Here is a 17,246-nt window from a genome sequence, read left to right as displayed (position 1 = left end):
CGCACGCGCCTTGCTGAACAGACCGATTGTGCCAGCCCCTGGAGAGGTCAGGCGTGGCGGGCGCCCTCGTGGTCGGCGTGGCCGGGCGGTTCCAGCTGCAGGGTGGAGTGTTCGACGTCGAAGTGCCCGGCGAGGCACTCGTGGAGTTCGTCCAGCATGCGGCCGGTGTCGCTCAGGTACTCCTCGGGGACGACCACGTGCGCCGACATCACGGGGACGCCCGAGGTGATGGTCCACACGTGGAGGTCGTGGACGTCGACCACACCGGGGTGTTCGAGCAGGTGCCGCCGTATCTCGGCCAGGTCCACGTCGCTCGGGGCCGCCTCCAGCAGCACGTGGAGCGCCTCGCGCAGCAGCGACCAGGCCCTGGGCACGATGATGGCGGCGATCAGCAGGGAGACGAGGGTGTCGATCCGGTGCCAGCCGGTCAGCCACACGACGAGGCCGCCGGCGATGACGCCGGTGGAGGTGAGCGCGTCGCTGATCACCTCCAGGTAGGCGCCCCGGACGTTGAGGCTCTCCTTGGCTCCCGAGCGCAGGACGAGTGCCGCTGCGATGTTGGCGACCAGGCCGACGGCGGCGACGGCGGCCATGCCGGGGCCCGAGACCTCGGCGGGGGAGCGCAGGCGCTCGAGCGCCTCCACGACGATGAACCCGCACAGGACGAACAGGACGACGGCGTTGGCCGCCGCGGCGAGGATCTCGGCCCGCTGGTAGCCGAACGTCCTCGGTTCCCGGGGCGGGCGGGCCGCGATCCACACGGCGATCAGGGCGAGGGCCACTCCGAACGAGTCGGTGACGGTGTGCCCGGCGTCGGCGAGCAGGGCGAGGCTGTCGCTCAGGGCCGCGCCGATCACCTGCACGACGGCGACGGCGAGCATGAGGCCGAGGACCACCGCGAGGCGTCCCCGGTTGGCCGCTCCCGCGGTGACGGAGTGGTCGTGCCCGGCTCCCATGGTCTCCCCCCGGTGGTGTTCTCCGAAAAAGTTCAGTGCTCACTGTTTGTACAGTGGGCGCTGTCTCTACCCTTTGTACAGCCCATGCTGTCTATACAGCAAACTATGTACAATGGTTTTCATGTTGACCTCCGAGCAGCGGCTCGACGCCATCCACCGCCTCGGCCGAGCCCTGGCAGACCCCACCCGCTCCCGCCTCCTTCTCGCACTCCTCGACGGGCCCAACTACCCCGCAGTGCTCGCCGACCAACTCGGCCTCACCCGGCAGAACGTCTCCAACCACCTCGCCTGCCTGCGCGACTGCGGTCTCGTGCGCACCCAGGCCCGGGGGAGGCAGGTGAGCTACGAGCTCGTGGACGATTCCCTCGTCCACGCCCTCGACGACCTCCTGAACGTGGTGTGGGGCACCACGCGCCCCCATCCTCAGGAAGCCCCGGCCGTACGACTTCGGGAGGAGTCGTACGACTTTGGTCAGGGGTCGCCCTGACGGAAGACTGAAGCGTCCCTGAAAGCCCCCTGAACAGAGGGAGGGTGGGACGGAATCCGATATAACGCGACGTATTGTGGAAAGCGCGCCCGGCGGAGACGGGGACCCGAGACCTCCGCGGGAGGGGCGCGCAGACCGCAGCCCCCACGTCGGGGCCTGCGAGACATCAGCATCGCCGCCACACATCTTCGAGGACCGGTTTCGCGACCGGCCCGACGCGTCCGCACGTCCGGGATATTCCGGACGCGGCACGTCCGTGCGCCGGCCCACGGTCCCAGCGAGCTAGGAGCGAGTTTCCCCTCATGCCCAGATCGGTCACCCAGGCCCCCGGTGCGGGGCCGCACACCGCGGAAGGGACGGCCCGATGAACCGTCTAGCGGTCATGTCACTGAAGAACCGCGCGCTGGTCCTGCTCATCACCCTCGCGGTCCTGTTCTTCGGAAGCCTCGCCGCCACGTCGGCCAAGCGCGAGCTCTTCCCGGACATCTCCCTTCCGATGGTGATGGTCACCGGCACCTACCAGGGCGCATCGCCCCAGGTGGTCCAGAACCAGGTGGCCGAGCCCCTGGAACAGGCCGTCCAAGGTGTCGCCGGCGTCTCCGGCATCACCTCGACCTCCTCCAGCGGCATGGCGCAGGTCATGGTCGAGTTCGACTACGGCAGCGACCAGGACGACCTGGTCCGCAAGACCCAGATCGCCATCGACCAGGTCTCGGGCATGCTCCCCGAGGGCGTCGACACCAGCGTCATGTCCTTCAGCACGGACTCGCTGCCGGTCCTCATGCTCGCCGCCGGCACCGACAGCGGTGACGACCAGTCCATGGTCGAACCGCTGTCGACCCACCTCATCCCCGAGATCGAGTCCGTCGACGGCGTCCGCATGGCCAGCATCACCGGCGCCCGCGACGTCGACGTGGTCGTCACCCCCGACAAGGACGAGCTCGCCGACGCGGGCCTGACCAGCCAGGACGTCACCCAGGCCCTCCAGTCCAGCGGCCTGCTCGTGCCGGGCGGGGACGTCGACTCCGACGGCCGCAGCCTCAACGTCACCACCGGCCAGCAGTACACCTCGATCGAGCAGATCGAGGAGATCTGGCTCCAGCCCTCCGCCCAGGGCGGCGCGGCCGCCGCGGTGCCCGGGATGCCCGCGGCCCCGTCCGAGCCGGTCCAGCTCTCCGAGGTGGCCTCCGTCGAGGCCGTCCAGGACCCCGCCACCACGCTGTCGCGCGTCAACGGCGACCCCAGCATCGGCATCATCGTCATGAAGACCCCCGACGGCAACACCGTCGAGGTCGCCGAGGCCGTCAAGGCCGCCGTCGACGAGCAGTCCGAACTGCTCGACGGCATCGAGCTCACCGTCGTCTTCGACCAGTCGCCCTACATCAACGAGTCCATCCTCGCGATGGCCGAAGAGGGCGGCATGGGGCTGATCGCCGCGGTCCTCGTCATCCTGGTCTTCCTGCTGTCGATCCGATCGACGCTGGTCACCGCGGTGTCCATCCCGGTGTCGGTGCTGATGGCGTTCCTGGGCATGCAGCTGTTCGACTTCTCGCTGAACATGCTCACCCTGGCCGCCATCACCATCTCCATCGGCCGCGTCGTCGACGACTCCATCGTGGTCCTGGAGAACATCCGCCGCCACATGGACTACGGCAAGGAGAGGATGGAGGCGGTGAAGACCGGTGTCCGCGAGGTCGCCGGCGCCGTCGTCTCCTCCACGCTGGCCACCATCGCGGTGTTCCTGCCGATGGCCTTCGTCGGCGGCATGGTCGGCGAGCTGTTCATGCCGTTCGCGGTCACCGCCAGCCTCGCCCTGGCCGCCTCGCTGATCGTCTCGATCACGATCATCCCGGTGCTGTGCTACTGGTTCCTGCGGCCGCGCGAGGTGGGCGACGCCTCCCCCGAGGAGATCCGGCGCGAGCAGGACGAGCGCGAGCGCAAGAGCTGGCTCCAGCGCGCCTACCTGCCGATCATCCGATGGATCACCACCAAGCGCCGGGTCGCCACGATCACCACCCTGGTGGTCTCCGCGGCCCTGCTGGCGGGCACCGTCGTCATGGCGGGCTTCCTCAAGACCGACTGGCTCGGCCAGACGGAGGAGAACTCCTACGCCATCACCCAGGAGCTGGCCCCCGACACCTCGCTGGAGCAGGCCGACGCCGAGGCCGCCAAGGTCGAGGAGGTCATCGGCGGGTTCGCCTGGGTGGAGTCGTACCAGACCAACGTCGGCGGCAACGCGATGAACCCGTTCGGCGGCGGGGGCTCCCAGATCGACTACACGATCACCGCGGACCCCGACACCGACCAGGAGCGCAACCGCGAGGTGCTGCGCGAGGCCCTGGCCGACGTGGACACCGAGTTCGAGCCCACGATGAACGCCTCGGGCATGGCGGCGGGCGGCTCGACCCTGGAGGTCCAGGTCACCGCCGAGGACAACGAGGTGCTGGCCGAGGCCGCCGCCCTGGTGGAGGAGGAGCTGCGCTCGATCGAGGGCGCCTCCGACGTCACCAACAGCGTCGACGAGGCCGAGCCCGCCCTGGAGGTCCAGGTCGACGGGGAGAGCGCGGTCGAGTACGGCCTCAGCGAGGCCGCCGTCGCCCAGCAGGTCGGCAACGCCTTCCGGGGCCAGTCCGTCGGCAGCGTCACCGTCGACGACGCCCGCCGCGACCTGGTGGTCCGCGTCGAGCAGACCCCGCAGACGGTCGAGGAGCTCGAGGAGCTGGCCATCGTCTCGCCCGTCCGCGGCGAGATCGAGCTGGCGGACGTCGCCGAGATCGTGGAGGTCCAGCAGCCTCCGCAGCTGACCCGCATCGACGGCATCACCGCCGCGACCGTCTCGGCCAACCCGACCGCGTCCGACCTGGGCGCCGTCAGCACCGAGATCGTGCTGGCGCTGGAGGACCTGGACCTGCCCCAGGGCGCCACCGCCACCCTGGGAGGCGTCAGCGCCGAGCAGGAGGAGGGCTTCCAGGCCATGTACCTGGCCATGCTGGCCGCGGTGGTCCTCTGCTACCTGATCATGGTCGCCACCTTCAAGAGCCTGATGCAGCCGTTCATGCTGCTGATCTCGATCCCGTTCGCGATCACCGGCTCCCTGGCGCTGCTGCTGATCACCGACACCGCGCTGGGCGTGGCCGGGCTGGTCGGCATGCTGATGCTGATCGGTGTGGTCCTGACCAACGCGATCGTGCTGATGGACCTGATCAACCAGAACCAGAACAACGGGATGCCGCTCAGCGAGGCCATCGTGGACGGTGCCCGCCACCGCCTGCGCCCGATCCTCATGACGGCGATCGCCACCATCGCGGCCCTGACCCCGATGGCGCTGGGCATCACCGGCGGCGGTGCGTTCATCTCCGCGCCGCTGGCGATCGTGGTGATCGGCGGTCTGGTGAGCTCGACCCTGCTGACCCTGGTCGTGGTCCCGGTGCTCTACCAGCTGGTGGAGTGGATGCGCCTGCGTCGCGCCTCCAAGAGCGCCGTCCGCCAGGCCCGGCGCCGCGAGCGCCTGGCCGCCGGGCGCTCGGCCGAGAAGAAGGAGCGCACCGAGGAGGGCGTCAGCTCCTGAGGAAGGTCCGAGAGGCCTTCGGGACCGGAGGAAGGGGCACCCCGCGCACCGCGCGGGGTGCCCCGCCGTCTGTCGGGGTTCGCGTCTTCGCGGAGCGTTGGTTTGGTCTGCCCGTGTGCGGTGGTGCAGGCTGCACCTCATGGCGAACACGCACAAGAGCCTCGACGACTTCGTCCGAGAGGAACTGGGAGAGGAACCCTCCCAGGAAGCGATGGACTATGCGCGCCGGCTCTACGAGCGCTACCGGTTGCCCGCCGACTCCGCCCGCGGCGGGACCGGTGGAAGGGAAGACCCCGGGGACGGCCTTCGGGAAGGACCGCGGGGCAACGACGAGGAGGGCGGCTGAGACCGCTCGGAGCGCCCCCTGCGCGCGGAGGCGGGCGCGTTCGGCCGCAGGCCTGCCGCCGGCGGGGCGGCCGGCGGGACCGGCGGCGGGGTCAGGGGCGCTCCGCGCAGTCCCAGGTCAGTTCGAACCACACCTGGCGTCCCAGGCCGTCGCCCCGGGGCTCGCTGCCCCACTTGCCCGCCAGGGCCTCGACCAGGTCCAGGCCCCGGCCGTGCTCGGAGGTGTCGTAGGGGTCCCGGCGCTGGGGCTCGGGGGTCTCGTGCCTGTTGCCCAGGTCGCGCACCTCCACCCGGGCCCAGCCCGGGGCGAGGTGGACGCAGACCTCGAACTTGCCCGTGTCCCGGCCCGAGGCGCTGTGGGTGATGGCGTTGGTGGCCAGCTCGCTGGTCAGCAGGGTCGCGGTGGTGAGTTCGGGGGAGCCGGCCAGGTGGCGGGCCACGAACCTGCGTGCGTAGGCGATCTGGCTCGGCAGCCCGGGGAACCGGCGTCTGGCGGACACGGATCCGGGAGCGGCCCGGGAGACGTGGGAGATCTCGGGTACGGCTGCGGTGTCACACATGTCTGGGTTCGCTTCCCGGTGTGTTCGCGGCGGGCATGGCAGCTGAGCGCCTGGCCCTCGAGGCGTCCATGCCCGGCGAGCGGGTCACGGCGCGAGGTGGACACACAGGTCGGAGCCCCCTGGGACAGGGAGGGATGCGGTGCTGTGCCGCGGGGCGCGCGGGATGAGGGCGGCGACGAGTGGTGGTGGGGACGACGTGCAGGCCGAAGCGGTTGGTCATGTCTGGTGTCGAATGTGCCCTACGACACTGAAGGGCGTATCCGCGCATAGCATACGCTCCGTGCTTTTCCGTGAACCCGGTCGACCTGGCCTGGACAGGATAACCGTCGCTGAGCTGGATAAAAGGGACTTCCCGCGGGGGTGACCGGTCGGTCGTGCGCGGAGATTCGTGACTGGTGGGGCTCACGGGGTTTGGTAACGATTCCGTAACGCGACTGGGGGATGGGGTCGGGGTGTCCTCTGTCCGCCCAGGGGCGGAGGGGGCGCGTCCGGCGGAAGACTCTGGGGAAAAATGCGGCCACGTCGTACAAATGCCGCAACTGTCAAAAATCCCTTCAGTCGGACAAATGGATAAATTGCTCTCCGCGCTTTCTGCCTAGTTGCCTTTTCTTGATGGACCGGTTATCTTCACGTGCCCTGAGATCCCACAGACTCTAGGAATTCCGGTCACTGTTTTCCCGAAGGCACCGCGCCACCGCGCCCGACCACGGCGGCGGCGGTCGGTGTCCGCCGTGGCTGCGGGTTCGAAGGGCTCGCGGGCGCGGTGCACGGAACCGGCGGCCCCTGTCGGCGACGGCGAGTCCTGTCCGCTGCGAATTCCGGAGACTTCTGTGGGTGCTTTCCTTGCCAGGCGGCTTCTGAACTACGCCGTCCTCGTCTTTCTCGCGACGAGTTTCGCCTATCTCCTCGCGGCCGCGAACCTGGACCCGCGCGGCTATTTCGAGAAGATGCAGCCGCCGCCCACCGACGCCGTCGTCGACGCCCGGCTCGACGCCCTCAACCTCAACGACCGGACCCCGCTGGTCCAGCGGTACGCGACCTGGCTGGGCGGAGTGGCCCAGGGCGACTTCGGCAAGACCATCCAGGGCCGCGACGTCACCCCGCAGATCTGGACCAAGGCCGGGGTCACCCTGCGCCTGGTCACCGTCGCCACCGTCCTCGGCAGCGCCGCCGGCATCGCCGTGGGCGCCTACGCCGCCGTGCGCCAGTACCGGCGCTTCGACAGGATCTCCACGGCCGCGTCGTTCCTCGTGCTGTCGGTTCCCACCGTCGTCATCGCGATCGGCGTCCAGGTCGGGGCGATCGCCCTCAACGACATCCTCGGGTTCCAGCTGCTGCGCTTCTCGGGCGAGTACACGGCGGGCTTCGACGGGACCGGAGGGGAACTGCTGCTCAACCGCGTCCACCACGCCCTCCTGCCGACGTTCGTGCTGGCGGTCGCGCTCTTCGCCGCGTTCGCCCGCTACCAGCGCAACACGATGCTCGACGTCCTGGACGCCGACTTCGTCCGCACCGCCATGGCCAAGGGCCTCACCCGCAGGAAGGCACTGATCAGGCATGCCCTGCGCACCGCGCTCATCCCCACCGCCACCTACTTCGCCTTCACGTTCGGCGTGATGGTCTCGGGCGCGACCTTCACCGAGAAGATCTACGGCTGGCACGGCATGGGCGCCTGGCTCATCGACTCGATCTCCCAGCACGACGTCCACGTGGTCGCCGCCGTCTCCTGCTTCATGGCGGTGACGATCATGGCCGCCTCGCTCCTCTCCGACCTCCTCTACGCCTGGCTCGACCCCAGGGTCCGGGTGTGACCCGGACCCGCCGCCCGACAGCGGCGCGCACCGCGCCGCCGCCCCCGCCCGCCCCCGCGGCCGTCCAGCTGGAGACCACGCCATGAGCACGACCGAGACGAGAGCCGAACCCGCCGGGACCCCCGCCGAGACCCCGGCCGCACCTGCGCCGCCCCGCCGGATCCGGGACGTCGGCCGCCGGCTCCTGGCCACCCCGCGCGTCGTCGCGGGCCTGTCCCTCCTCGCCCTGCTGGTCGCCGCGGCCCTCCTCGGCCCGCTCCTCAGCGGCTGGGAGGTGGGCGAACGCGACTACACCGCACTCCTGGAAGGGCCCTCGGCCGAGCACTGGGCGGGCACCAACCGCACCGGCCAGGACGTGTTCACACAGAGCACCGCGGGCCTGCGCACGTCGATGCTCATCGGCCTGCTGGTCGCCCTGCTCTCCACCGCGGTCGCCGCACTGGTCGGCTCCTTCGCCGGATACCTCGGCAGGTCCGCCGACCGCGCCCTGATGTGGATCGCCGACCTGCTCCTGGTGCTGCCCGGCTTCGTCGTCCTGGCGATCCTGTCCAGGCACTTCGCCGGCGCGGGCGGCTGGTTCGTCCTGGCCGTCCTGCTGTCCGCCTTCAGCTGGATGGTCACCTCCAAGATGGTGCGCGGGGCGACCGTCTCCCTGCGCGAGCGCGAGTACGTCCGGGCCGCCCGCTTCATGGGCGTCCCGCCGTACCGGATCGTCCTGCGGCACATCCTGCCCCACATGTCGTCCCTGCTCATCGCGGACGCCACCATCGCGGTCAGCACCGCGGTCATCGGCGAGACGGCCCTGAGCTACTTCGGCCTGGGCGTGCAGGCACCCGACATCAGCCTCGGCGTGGTCATCGCCGACGGCGCCCGCTTCGCCACCACCGCCTGGTGGATGTTCCTCTTCCCCACCGCACTGCTGGTGGTGCTGGTGCTGGCGGTGAACATGATCGGGGACGGGCTGCGCGACGCCCTCGACCCGCAGTCCGTGTCGCGCCGGCCCCGGAGGAAGCAGCGATGAGCACCGACACGATCGGAAGCACCGGGGCCGCGACCGGCGGACCCTCCGGCGAGACCCCCGTCCTGGAGATCGCCGACCTCACCGTCACCTTCAGGGGACACGGCAGGAACCCCGACGTGTACGCCGTCCGCGGCCTCAGCTGCTCCGTCCGCCGCGGCGAGGTGCTGGGCGTCGTCGGTGAGTCGGGCTCCGGCAAGTCCGCCTCCTTCCTGGCCGTCATGGGGCTGCTGCCCGCGAACGCCGAGGTCACCGGTTCGGTGCGCCTGCACGGCGAGGAGGTCCTGGGCCTGGACGACCGGGCCATGGCGGCCAGGCGCGGCAAGGTCGTCTCCATGGTCTTCCAGGACCCGCTGTCGGGACTGACCCCCGTCCACACCGTCGGCGACCAGATCGCCGAGGCGGTCCTGGTCCACGACCCGGGGAAGGGCCGGGCCGCCGCCGCGAGGCGCGCGGTCGAACTCCTCGACCTCGTCGGCATCCCGGGCCGGCGCCACCGCTCGTTCCCCCACGAGCTCTCGGGAGGCATGCGCCAGCGCGTCCTCATCGCCATGGCGATGGCCAACGACCCCGACGTCATCATCTGCGACGAACCCACCACGGCGCTGGACGCCACCGTCCAGGCGCAGATCCTGGACCTGCTGCGCACCGCCCGGCGCGAGACCGGCGCCGCCGTCGTCCTGGTCACCCACGACCTCGGCGTCGTCGCCGGATGCGCCGACCGGGTCCTGGTCATGTACGCGGGCCGCCCCGTGGAGACCGGCGGCGTCGACCGGATCTACCGCGGCAGCCGCATGCCCTACACCATGGGCCTGCTGGGGGCCGTGCCCCGCCCGGAGCGGGGGCACCGGGGCGCCCTCGTCCCGGTCGGGGGCACCCCGCCGTCCCTGTCCGACCTGCCGCCCGGCTGCTCCTTCGCCCCGCGCTGCCCCCTCGCCCGGGCCGACTGCGAGGCGGCCGAGCCCGAGCTCCTGCCCGTGGACGCGCACCCCCTCGGAAGGACCGGAGCGGACCCGGGGAAGGAGGGCGCGGACCCGGGGAAGGACGGCGCGGAGGCGCACCGGGCCGCGTGCCTCCGCTCGGGGGAGATCGCGGCGCAGGGGTGGACCGCCCGGGACATCTACCCGGTCCCGGAGATCCCCCCGCTGTCCCGGCCGGCGCGCCGCGAGGACCGCCGCGAGGTGCTGCGGGTCGAGGGACTGGTCAAGCACCACCCCCTGACCCGCGGGGCACTGCTCCGGCGCCGGGTCGGCACCGTCCGCGCGGTCGACGGCATCGACCTCGACCTCCGCCAGGGAGAGACCCTGGCCCTGGTCGGCGAGTCCGGCTGCGGCAAGTCCACCGCGCTTCTGGAGATCCTGGGGCTGGAGCAGCCCCAGGGCGGCAGCATCACCGTCATGGGCAGGGACACCGCCCGGCTCTCCCGGAGGGAGCGCTTCGCGCTGCGCCGCGACGTGCAGATCGTCTTCCAGGACCCGATGAGCTCCCTGGACCCGCGCATGACGGCCTTCGACATCATCGCCGAGCCCCTGCGCACCCACGGGGTCCCGTCCGCCGAGACCGCCCGGCGCGTCTTCGAACTGATCGGCATGGTCGGGCTCGACGCCGCGCACGCCGCCCGCTTCCCCGCCGAGTTCTCCGGCGGGCAGCGCCAGCGCATCGGTATCGCCCGCGCCCTGGCCCTGGAACCGGGGCTCCTGGTGCTCGACGAGCCCGTCTCGGCCCTGGACGTGTCCGTCCAGGCGGGCGTGCTCAACCTCCTGCGGGAACTCCAGGCCCGGCTCGGACCGGCCTACCTGTTCGTCTCCCACGACCTGTCGGTGGTACACCACATCGCCGACCGGGTCGCGGTCATGTACCTGGGCCGGATCGTCGAGTCCGGAGACACCGACTCGGTCCACACCCGGCCCGCCCACCCCTACACGCAGGCGCTGATCTCGGCCGTCCCGGTCCCCGACCCGGGGAAGGAGCGCGAGCGCACGCGCATCGTCCTGGAGGGCGATACGCCGAGCCCCGCCGACCCGCCCTCCGGATGCCGGTTCCGCACCAGGTGCCCGAAGTTCGCCGTCCTCCCCCGCACCGAGCGGGAGAGGTGCGAGACCACCGAACCCCCCGTCCGCGCCGTGAACGGGACGGACCATGCCGCGGCCTGCCACTACGCGGAGCCGCGCGAGGCCCTCTGAGCCCGGTGCGGCTCCCGGGCGGTGCCGTCCCGCGCACCGCCCCCGTCCCCGCCCCCACAGGAGGAACCCCCGTGCGTATCGGAAAGGCGTGCCGCCCCGCCCTCGCGGCGGCACTGGTGCTCGCCGCCGTCGGCTGCGGCAGCGGCGGAGAGATGCTGAGCGGCCACGGAGACGCCCTGCCGGCTGCCTCGGACCTCAACCCCGCGCCCCGCGAGGACCTCAGGCGGGGCGGCCGGTTCGTCTGGGCCCTCAGCGAGTACGAGCAGCAGTACAACATGGTCCACGTCCAGGGCAACAAGAGTGACGTCCGCCGGGTCCTGGGCGCGCTCATGCCGAGCGCCACGCGCTTCGACGACAAGGGCGGACACGCCCCGCGCGAGGAGTACGTGCTCGACTACGGCGTCAGCGAGGACGGCCTGGAGGTCTTCTACGAGCTCAACCCCGAGGCGGTCTGGTCCGACGGAGACCCCGTGACCTGGGAGGACTACGAGGCCATGGTGATCACCCGCAAGGGCGAGCGCGAGGGAGACTTCCAGATCGGCTCCGACACCGGCTACGCATGGGTCGAGGAGGTCGTTCCGGGCGACGACGACTTCTCCTTCACCCTGAGGTTCTCCCAGCCCTACGCCGACTGGCCCGCCCTCTTCGACATCGTCTACCCCCAGGAGTACATGGAGGACGAGGAGCTCTTCGCCGAGGGGTACGCCGGGCAGATCCCCGTCACCGCTGGACCCTTCGCCGACGCCGAGTTCGACGACACCGCCCAGCGCGTCACGGTCAGCCGCAACGAGGACTGGTGGGGCGCCCCCGCCGTACTGGACGAGATCGTCTTCGCCAACATCGCCCCCCACGGGCAGGCGACCGCGTTCGGCAACGGGGAGATCGACGGCTTCTACCTGGGCTACGACGCCGCGTCCTACGCGATGCTGAGGGGGACCGAGGGCACCCACTTCACCCGGGCGGTCAACAACGGCCACCGCTTCATCGCGCTCAACGCCGGCAGCGAGATGCTGTCCGACGTCAGGGTGCGCCGGGCCCTCGCCATGGGCATCGACCGCGACATCCTGGCCGAGATCGCGCTCAGCGCCGTGGACTGGCCCGTCACCGGCGAGGTCAACCGGCTCCTGCGCTCCAGCCAGAACGGCTACCGGGACAACAGCGGCGAGATCGGCACCTACGACCCCGAGCGGGCGGGCGAACTGCTCGACGAGGCCGGATGGACCCTGGAGGAGGGCGCCGAGTTCCGCACCGGCGCCGGCGGCGAGACCCTGACCCTGAGCTACGTGGTCTCCGAGGAGATGGAACTGGCCAAGGACGAGGCCGACATCACCCGGGAGATGCTCGCCGACATCGGAGTGGAGGTCGAGATCCAGAGTGTTCCCGGCAACGCCCTGTTCTCCGACTACGTCATCCCCGGCAACTACGAGCTGGCGGCCTTCGTCTTCACCAGCTCCAATCCGTACCCGACCGACGCCCAGAGCACCTACGGAGGACCCTTCGGGGAGAAGGGCGAGGCGTGGGGGAACAACATCAGCTTCCACTCCACGGAGGAGATCAACGAGCTCTTCGACCGGCTGGGCCGGGAGACCGACCCCGAGGAGTACGCCGAGATCGCCAACCGGATCGACGCGCTCCTGTGGGAAGAGGTACTGACCATCCCCCTGTTCGAACGGCCGGGGCTGTACGCCGTGCACGAGGACCTGCGCAACTGGGGCGAGTACGGCCTGGCGGGGGACTACGTCTACGAGGACATCGGCTGGCTCGCGGAGTGACGTCCTGCCCGGTGCGGACGGCGGGGCCGCGGGGCGTCCTCGGCGGTGCCCGCCGACGGGTGCCGACTCGGCCGGGTCCGTGGCCATACCTCGTGTGATGTCTGAAAAGTCGGATCTGAGTTGGGTTCGCGATGCCGACTGTGGCAAGGTCGTGGCGACCCCCTGGCCCGCTCTCTGGAAAGCGTCCGATGAGACTGCGTCCGTTTTTCGCCGCAGGTGCGGCGGTACTGCTCTGCGCCTTCCTGGCCTCCTGCGCGTCCACGGAGGCCGAGGAGGCTCCGCAGGAGGCAGCCGCCGAGCCGCCCTCCCCGGCGGAGGCCTCGCCGACCACGGAAGAGGCCGACGATTCCGGCGCCCCCTCGGACGGGCCCGAGAAGGCGCCCCTGGGTGAACCCGTCGGCTGGGCCGCGGTGCCCCTCGCCACGGACGGCGGGGAGGAACTGCCCGAGCTGTCCGGTGGGGCGGAGGGGGAGACCGTCACCGCCGACAGCGCCGAGGAACTCGCCGAGTACCTGACCGCCGAGGAACCGCTCGTCGTCGAGGTCAGCGGCAGGATCGACCTGGACGGCGACGTGGAGGTCGGCTCCCACAAGACCCTGACCGGGGTCGGGGAGGAGGACGGCGACTGGGCCGAGCTCACCGGGGGAGGCCTGGTGATCGACGGCTCCCGCAACGTCGTCGTCCACAACGTGCTCGTGGAGGCCGAGAAGACCGCGCTGTCCGTGCGCGGCGACTCCTCCTACGTGTGGATCCACGGATCCACCTTCGAGGGGGGCGAGGGCCCCCTCGTCTCGATCACCGGCGGGGCCGATCTGGTCACGCTGTCCTGGAACCACTTCCGCGAGGCGGAATCGGCGCTGGTGATCGGCGGCGAGGACGAGGAGCCCGGGCGTCTGCGCGTGACCGTCCAGCAGAACTACTTCGACGGCACCGCCAGGAACAACCCCCGGGTGCGCAACGCCGCTCAGGTGGACGTGTTCAGCAACTACTTCCGCGCCAACGGCGAGTACGGGGTGCAGTCCGAGTACGGATCCGAGGTGGCGGTGACGGGCAACTACTTCGACGGTGCCAAGAGGTCGGTGACCGTGGACGAGAACAACCCCGGCGACGCGGAGGCGAACGGCAACCTGCTGGTGGACACGGCCCAGCCCGACAACCAGGGAACTGTCGAAGACCCGCCGTACACGGTGTACATGAGTCCCGCGCGCGACATCCCCGACATCATCACCGCCGGCGCGGGCGTCGGCGGCGTGCGCTGGGGCTAGGCCGTGGTGGCCGGATCATCTCGGGCTGCACGGCCGCCAGGCGCCCCCTCGCCGCGTCGGAGAGCTTGCGAAGCCCGCCAGGCTGAGCTGCGCCCTCCGACTTGCGAGGGCACGCCTGGTCGGCCGTTCGCCGGGGATCGGCTCCGCCGATGCGGTGAGAGCCTCCGGACAACACGGCCTCGCCCCTGTTGTCCGGATCATCTCGGACTGCACGGCCTCGGCGTACTCGGCGGATACCCGACCGAGGGGCGGCAGGGGCCCGCAGGGGCTCCCACCGGGGGCTGCCCCAGGGGTACCGCTCAGTCGGCCAGGGTGTACTCGTAGGTCTCGCCGATCCCCTCGGGGGTGTCGTAGGAGAACCGGTGGGGGCGGCCGTCCTCTCCGATCCACAGCTCGAACTCGGCGTCCTCCAGATGGGCCACGACGTTCTCCCCGGTGCGGGAGTCGTAGCTGCCGAACCGGGCCGTGAAGGTCCCCTCGTAGCGGTGGAGCACCGCCCCCGACCCGAGTTCCTCCCGGCCGGCCAGGGAGAGGTCCTCGGAGGAGGCGAGCACCTCCCGCAGCTTGGCCGACCCGAAGTCCGACGAGCACAGGTAGCGGTCGGCCTCCGTGGCCGGGTCCAGCACGCGCAGGCCGCTCCCCGCGGTCATCAGCAGGTTTCCGCCCGCCATCTCGTAGCGGTAGATGTCCAGACCGTCGGGGGCGGTGAAGAAGTGTTCGAACACCGGCTGCCCGGCGGCGTCGTAGCGCACCAGGCCCTCCCCGGGGGCCTGGCCCTCCGCCTCGTCCGGCCCGGGCAGGGGGGCGCCCGTCCTGCCGTGCAGGGAGAAGGAGATCTCGTAGGACCGCGCGCTCTCCAGCAGCGTTGCGGAGGACTCCACGAAGGCGTGGGCGTCCTTCGGGTCGACCGTGTTCCGGGGATGTCCGGCGTGTGAGGGGACGGCCGCGGGGACGGACTCCGAAGCGGGGGCCTCGACGCCCGCTATGGTCAGCCGGGCCACCCCCCAGCCGCTGGCCATCACCGAGAGGGAGGCCAGCACGAGCAGGAGGACGGCCGCCAGACTCGGTTTCCCACCGGGTTGGGGCTGCTCGTTCTCGGGTGCGGTGTCGGGAAGCGAGGGTATCGACACGGCCTCGACCTCGATTCTGCGGCTCGTCGTGCGGCCGCCCCCCCGGAAAGGAGGACGACCGCGGGGGGTACAGGAGCTGAGGGGGTCAGGGGGCGGGGAGCAGGGGGTCGTCGCGGACCGTCGCGGACCGGAATCGGAGTGTTCTGTGTACGGCGTGTACGACGCGGTGACGCAACGTTTCGTTCGATGGTTGCACGCATTCTTCCCTCCCCCGCGTTCACGAGGACGAGGGCCCAGTCGAGGGCGGGCGACTCCAGCATCGGTCCGAGGAACCCGAACGTCCCGGTCCGGGACAGCAGGTGCAGGGTCGCCAGCGAGGCGTTCTCCCACAGCAGGCGCACGGCCACCCGGGCCGCGGGGGTGGCGCTGAAGGTCTCGCTGGCGAAGAGTTCCTGCAGGTCATCCATGTCCAGACGCAGGATCGTGGCCTCCAGGACGTCGGAGTCGAGCAGACCGAGAAGGGACAGGGCGCAGTCCACCTTGCCGAGCGGGTCGGGGGTCGGCAGCCCTTGCGAGCAGCGCAGGACCGCGTCCGCGGCCCGGGCCGGGTCAAGGGTCCCATTGCCCTCGGAATGGCCGGTTGTGGCCCTGCCGCCGTTCGGATTCCGGTCCTCCGGACCGGTGGACAGGATACGGTGGACGGCGGCCGAGAGCTCGCGGGGGAGCCTGTCCACCGGAACGGTCGCCGCGATCAGGGCCGTGGCCATCACGATCACGGCCGTGTACTCCATCAGGGCGCTGCCGCGATCCACGGGCACCTGCCTCGCTCCCTCGGGGCCGCGGGAGCCGGTGCGTGCGGGAGGGCGGTGCGCAGGCACGGCCCGAGGGGGGACCGGCTCGGGCCGGACGAGAGGTGCACGGCCGTGCCGAGGTGTCCGGACCGGGGAGATCCGTCCTCCTCGGGGGCCGACTCGCGCGGTGCGCCCACCGGCAGGTCGCGGCCGGGGAGTCCACGTGCGGCTGGGGGGTGGTGAGAGGCCATGTTCCCAGGTTGGAGCCGCCGCCCCGGTGAGGCAAGGGGGTACCGGGAGCTGTGGAAAACCTGCGGCGGGCCCGGCTTCCGGGCGCGGGCCCCGCGGCGCTACCTCATGGGGCCGGGACCCGCCGCGAGGTGGATGTGGTCGATGTGGTTCTGGGTGTTGCTGCCCCGGTCGCCCATCGACCTCCTGACGCTCTGCCAGGGGCCCACGGGGTTGCCCGCCGTGGCGTTCCAGATGTGCTGCTCGTAGATGATGCCCTTGACACCCAGCTGGTGGGAGTTCTCGATGACCCAGTTGATCACCGTGATCGCGTTGGCGTGCATCTCGTCGCTGGGGACGCCGCCCAGCGGGGCCATCATGTAGTCCACGGCCATGCCGTACCCGTGGTCGCTGGTGGGCTCGTTGCGGTAGCCGCCCGCCTCCAGGTAGAAGCCGCCGAACTGCTCCTGGAGGATCTCGTGCACCCGGCACATCGTCGGGTGGAGCTGTCCGAGTGACGAGCAGTCGACGATGGCTCCTCCTCCGAAGACGACGTCCGGGTCGAAGATGAAGCGCCCCTCCTGGTCGATCAGGTGCACGTCGATCACCCGTCGCGCCTGCTCCACGGAGGAGATGTCGCCGCCCGCGCAGGTGATCATCCCGCCGCTGCGGCCGCACTCGGGAAACTCGGCGATCGCGATGGCCGAGGCGGTCCCCACGACCGTGGCGGTCTCCTCCTCGCTGCCGTCGCAGACCACGTCGCCCCAGTGCCGCGAACCGTCCTCCTCCAGCTCCTTCTGGCAGACGGCCCCGCGCACCTCGACCCGGACGATGTTGCCGTTGCGGCCCATCACGTTGTCGCTGGCGCGGATGTCGGTCAGCACCGCCCCGTTGGCCTTCGCGTACTCCTCGGCGCGGGCGCGTGCGACCTCCTCGTCGTACATCGGCATGGGGAAGTCGCCGACGGCCAGCGACGCGGCAGCCTGGTCCTGCAGGGCGCTCACGGCGGCGAGCGCGGCGGCGTCGGCCGCCGTCTGCACCCGCGAGCGCTGGTCCCCCGCCGCGCCCACGCGGACGAACAGCAGGGTCAGGGCGAGCAGCGCCAGGGTGAGGCCGAACAGCAGCAGGATGCTGGCCTGGCCCTCGTCACGTCGGAAGGAGAGGAGTCGGGGGGTGCGTCGCGGTCCCATAC

12 protein-coding genes are annotated in these 17,246 nt (G+C 71.0%); 8 read left to right on the top strand and 4 right to left on the bottom strand.

The features are described 5' to 3' along the window. Positions 1–47: 47 nt before the first annotated feature. Positions 48–956: a cation diffusion facilitator family transporter gene (locus tag FHS13_RS12960; protein ID WP_184291941.1), complete on the bottom strand. Its 909-nt coding sequence runs from the start codon at positions 954–956 to the stop codon at positions 48–50. Positions 957–1,077: 121 nt separating this feature from the next. On the opposite strand from FHS13_RS12960, the gene cmtR reads away from it, so the two are divergent. The 3 genes from cmtR (at position 1,078) to FHS13_RS12945 (ending at position 5,357) form a co-directional block, all read left to right on the top strand. Next, positions 1,078–1,443 (top strand): Cd(II)/Pb(II)-sensing metalloregulatory transcriptional regulator CmtR, encoded by a 366-nt coding sequence (gene cmtR, locus FHS13_RS12955; RefSeq protein WP_184291940.1) that lies wholly within the window; start codon positions 1,078–1,080, stop codon positions 1,441–1,443. Positions 1,444–1,807: 364 nt separating this feature from the next. Further along, a complete protein-coding gene (locus FHS13_RS12950; protein WP_184291938.1) occupies positions 1,808–5,011 on the top strand; it encodes an efflux RND transporter permease subunit in 3,204 nt (1,067 codons plus the stop codon). Positions 5,012–5,150: 139 nt separating this feature from the next. Further along, on the top strand, positions 5,151–5,357 hold the full coding sequence (locus FHS13_RS12945; protein WP_184291936.1) for a hypothetical protein: 207 nt from the start codon (positions 5,151–5,153) through the stop codon (positions 5,355–5,357). A gap of 91 nt (positions 5,358–5,448) precedes the next feature. On the opposite strand, the gene FHS13_RS12940 is transcribed toward FHS13_RS12945, so the two are convergent. Beyond that, positions 5,449–5,916, bottom strand: a complete 468-nt coding sequence (locus tag FHS13_RS12940; protein ID WP_184291934.1) for an ATP-binding protein — start codon at positions 5,914–5,916, stop codon at positions 5,449–5,451. Positions 5,917–6,746: 830 nt separating this feature from the next. On the opposite strand from FHS13_RS12940, the gene FHS13_RS12935 reads away from it, so the two are divergent. From FHS13_RS12935 to FHS13_RS12915, 5 genes are all read left to right on the top strand, one after another. Further along, positions 6,747–7,727: an ABC transporter permease subunit gene (locus FHS13_RS12935; RefSeq protein ID WP_184291932.1), complete on the top strand. Its 981-nt coding sequence runs from the start codon at positions 6,747–6,749 to the stop codon at positions 7,725–7,727. 82 nt (positions 7,728–7,809) lie between these two features. Continuing rightward, positions 7,810–8,748, top strand: a complete 939-nt coding sequence (locus tag FHS13_RS12930; protein WP_184291931.1) for an ABC transporter permease — start codon at positions 7,810–7,812, stop codon at positions 8,746–8,748. Then, on the top strand, positions 8,745–10,928 hold the full coding sequence (locus FHS13_RS12925; RefSeq protein WP_184291929.1) for a dipeptide ABC transporter ATP-binding protein: 2,184 nt from the start codon (positions 8,745–8,747) through the stop codon (positions 10,926–10,928). Before FHS13_RS12930 ends, FHS13_RS12925 begins: the two co-directional genes overlap by 4 nt. A 71-nt stretch (positions 10,929–10,999) precedes the next feature. Next, a complete protein-coding gene (locus FHS13_RS12920) occupies positions 11,000–12,700 on the top strand; it encodes an ABC transporter substrate-binding protein (RefSeq protein WP_184291927.1) in 1,701 nt (566 codons plus the stop codon). Positions 12,701–12,888: 188 nt separating this feature from the next. Next, complete coding sequence (locus FHS13_RS12915; protein ID WP_184291925.1) at positions 12,889–13,965, top strand: pectate lyase family protein; 1,077 nt, start codon at positions 12,889–12,891, stop codon at positions 13,963–13,965. Between the two features lie 299 nt (positions 13,966–14,264). On the opposite strand, the gene FHS13_RS12910 is transcribed toward FHS13_RS12915, so the two are convergent. After that, entirely contained in the window at positions 14,265–15,095 is an 831-nt protein-coding gene (locus FHS13_RS12910) for a hypothetical protein (RefSeq protein ID WP_184291923.1), read from the bottom strand. 1,081 nt (positions 15,096–16,176) lie between these two features. After that, positions 16,177–17,244: a VldE C-terminal domain-containing protein gene (locus FHS13_RS12905; protein ID WP_184291921.1), complete on the bottom strand. Its 1,068-nt coding sequence runs from the start codon at positions 17,242–17,244 to the stop codon at positions 16,177–16,179. Positions 17,245–17,246: the final 2 nt, after the last annotated feature.

It is taken from the genome of Nocardiopsis algeriensis, assembly GCF_014203695.1.
In the GTDB taxonomy this organism is placed as follows: Bacteria; Actinomycetota; Actinomycetes; order Streptosporangiales; family Streptosporangiaceae; genus Nocardiopsis; species Nocardiopsis algeriensis.
This window is presented reverse-complemented; position numbering and strand designations above follow the sequence as displayed.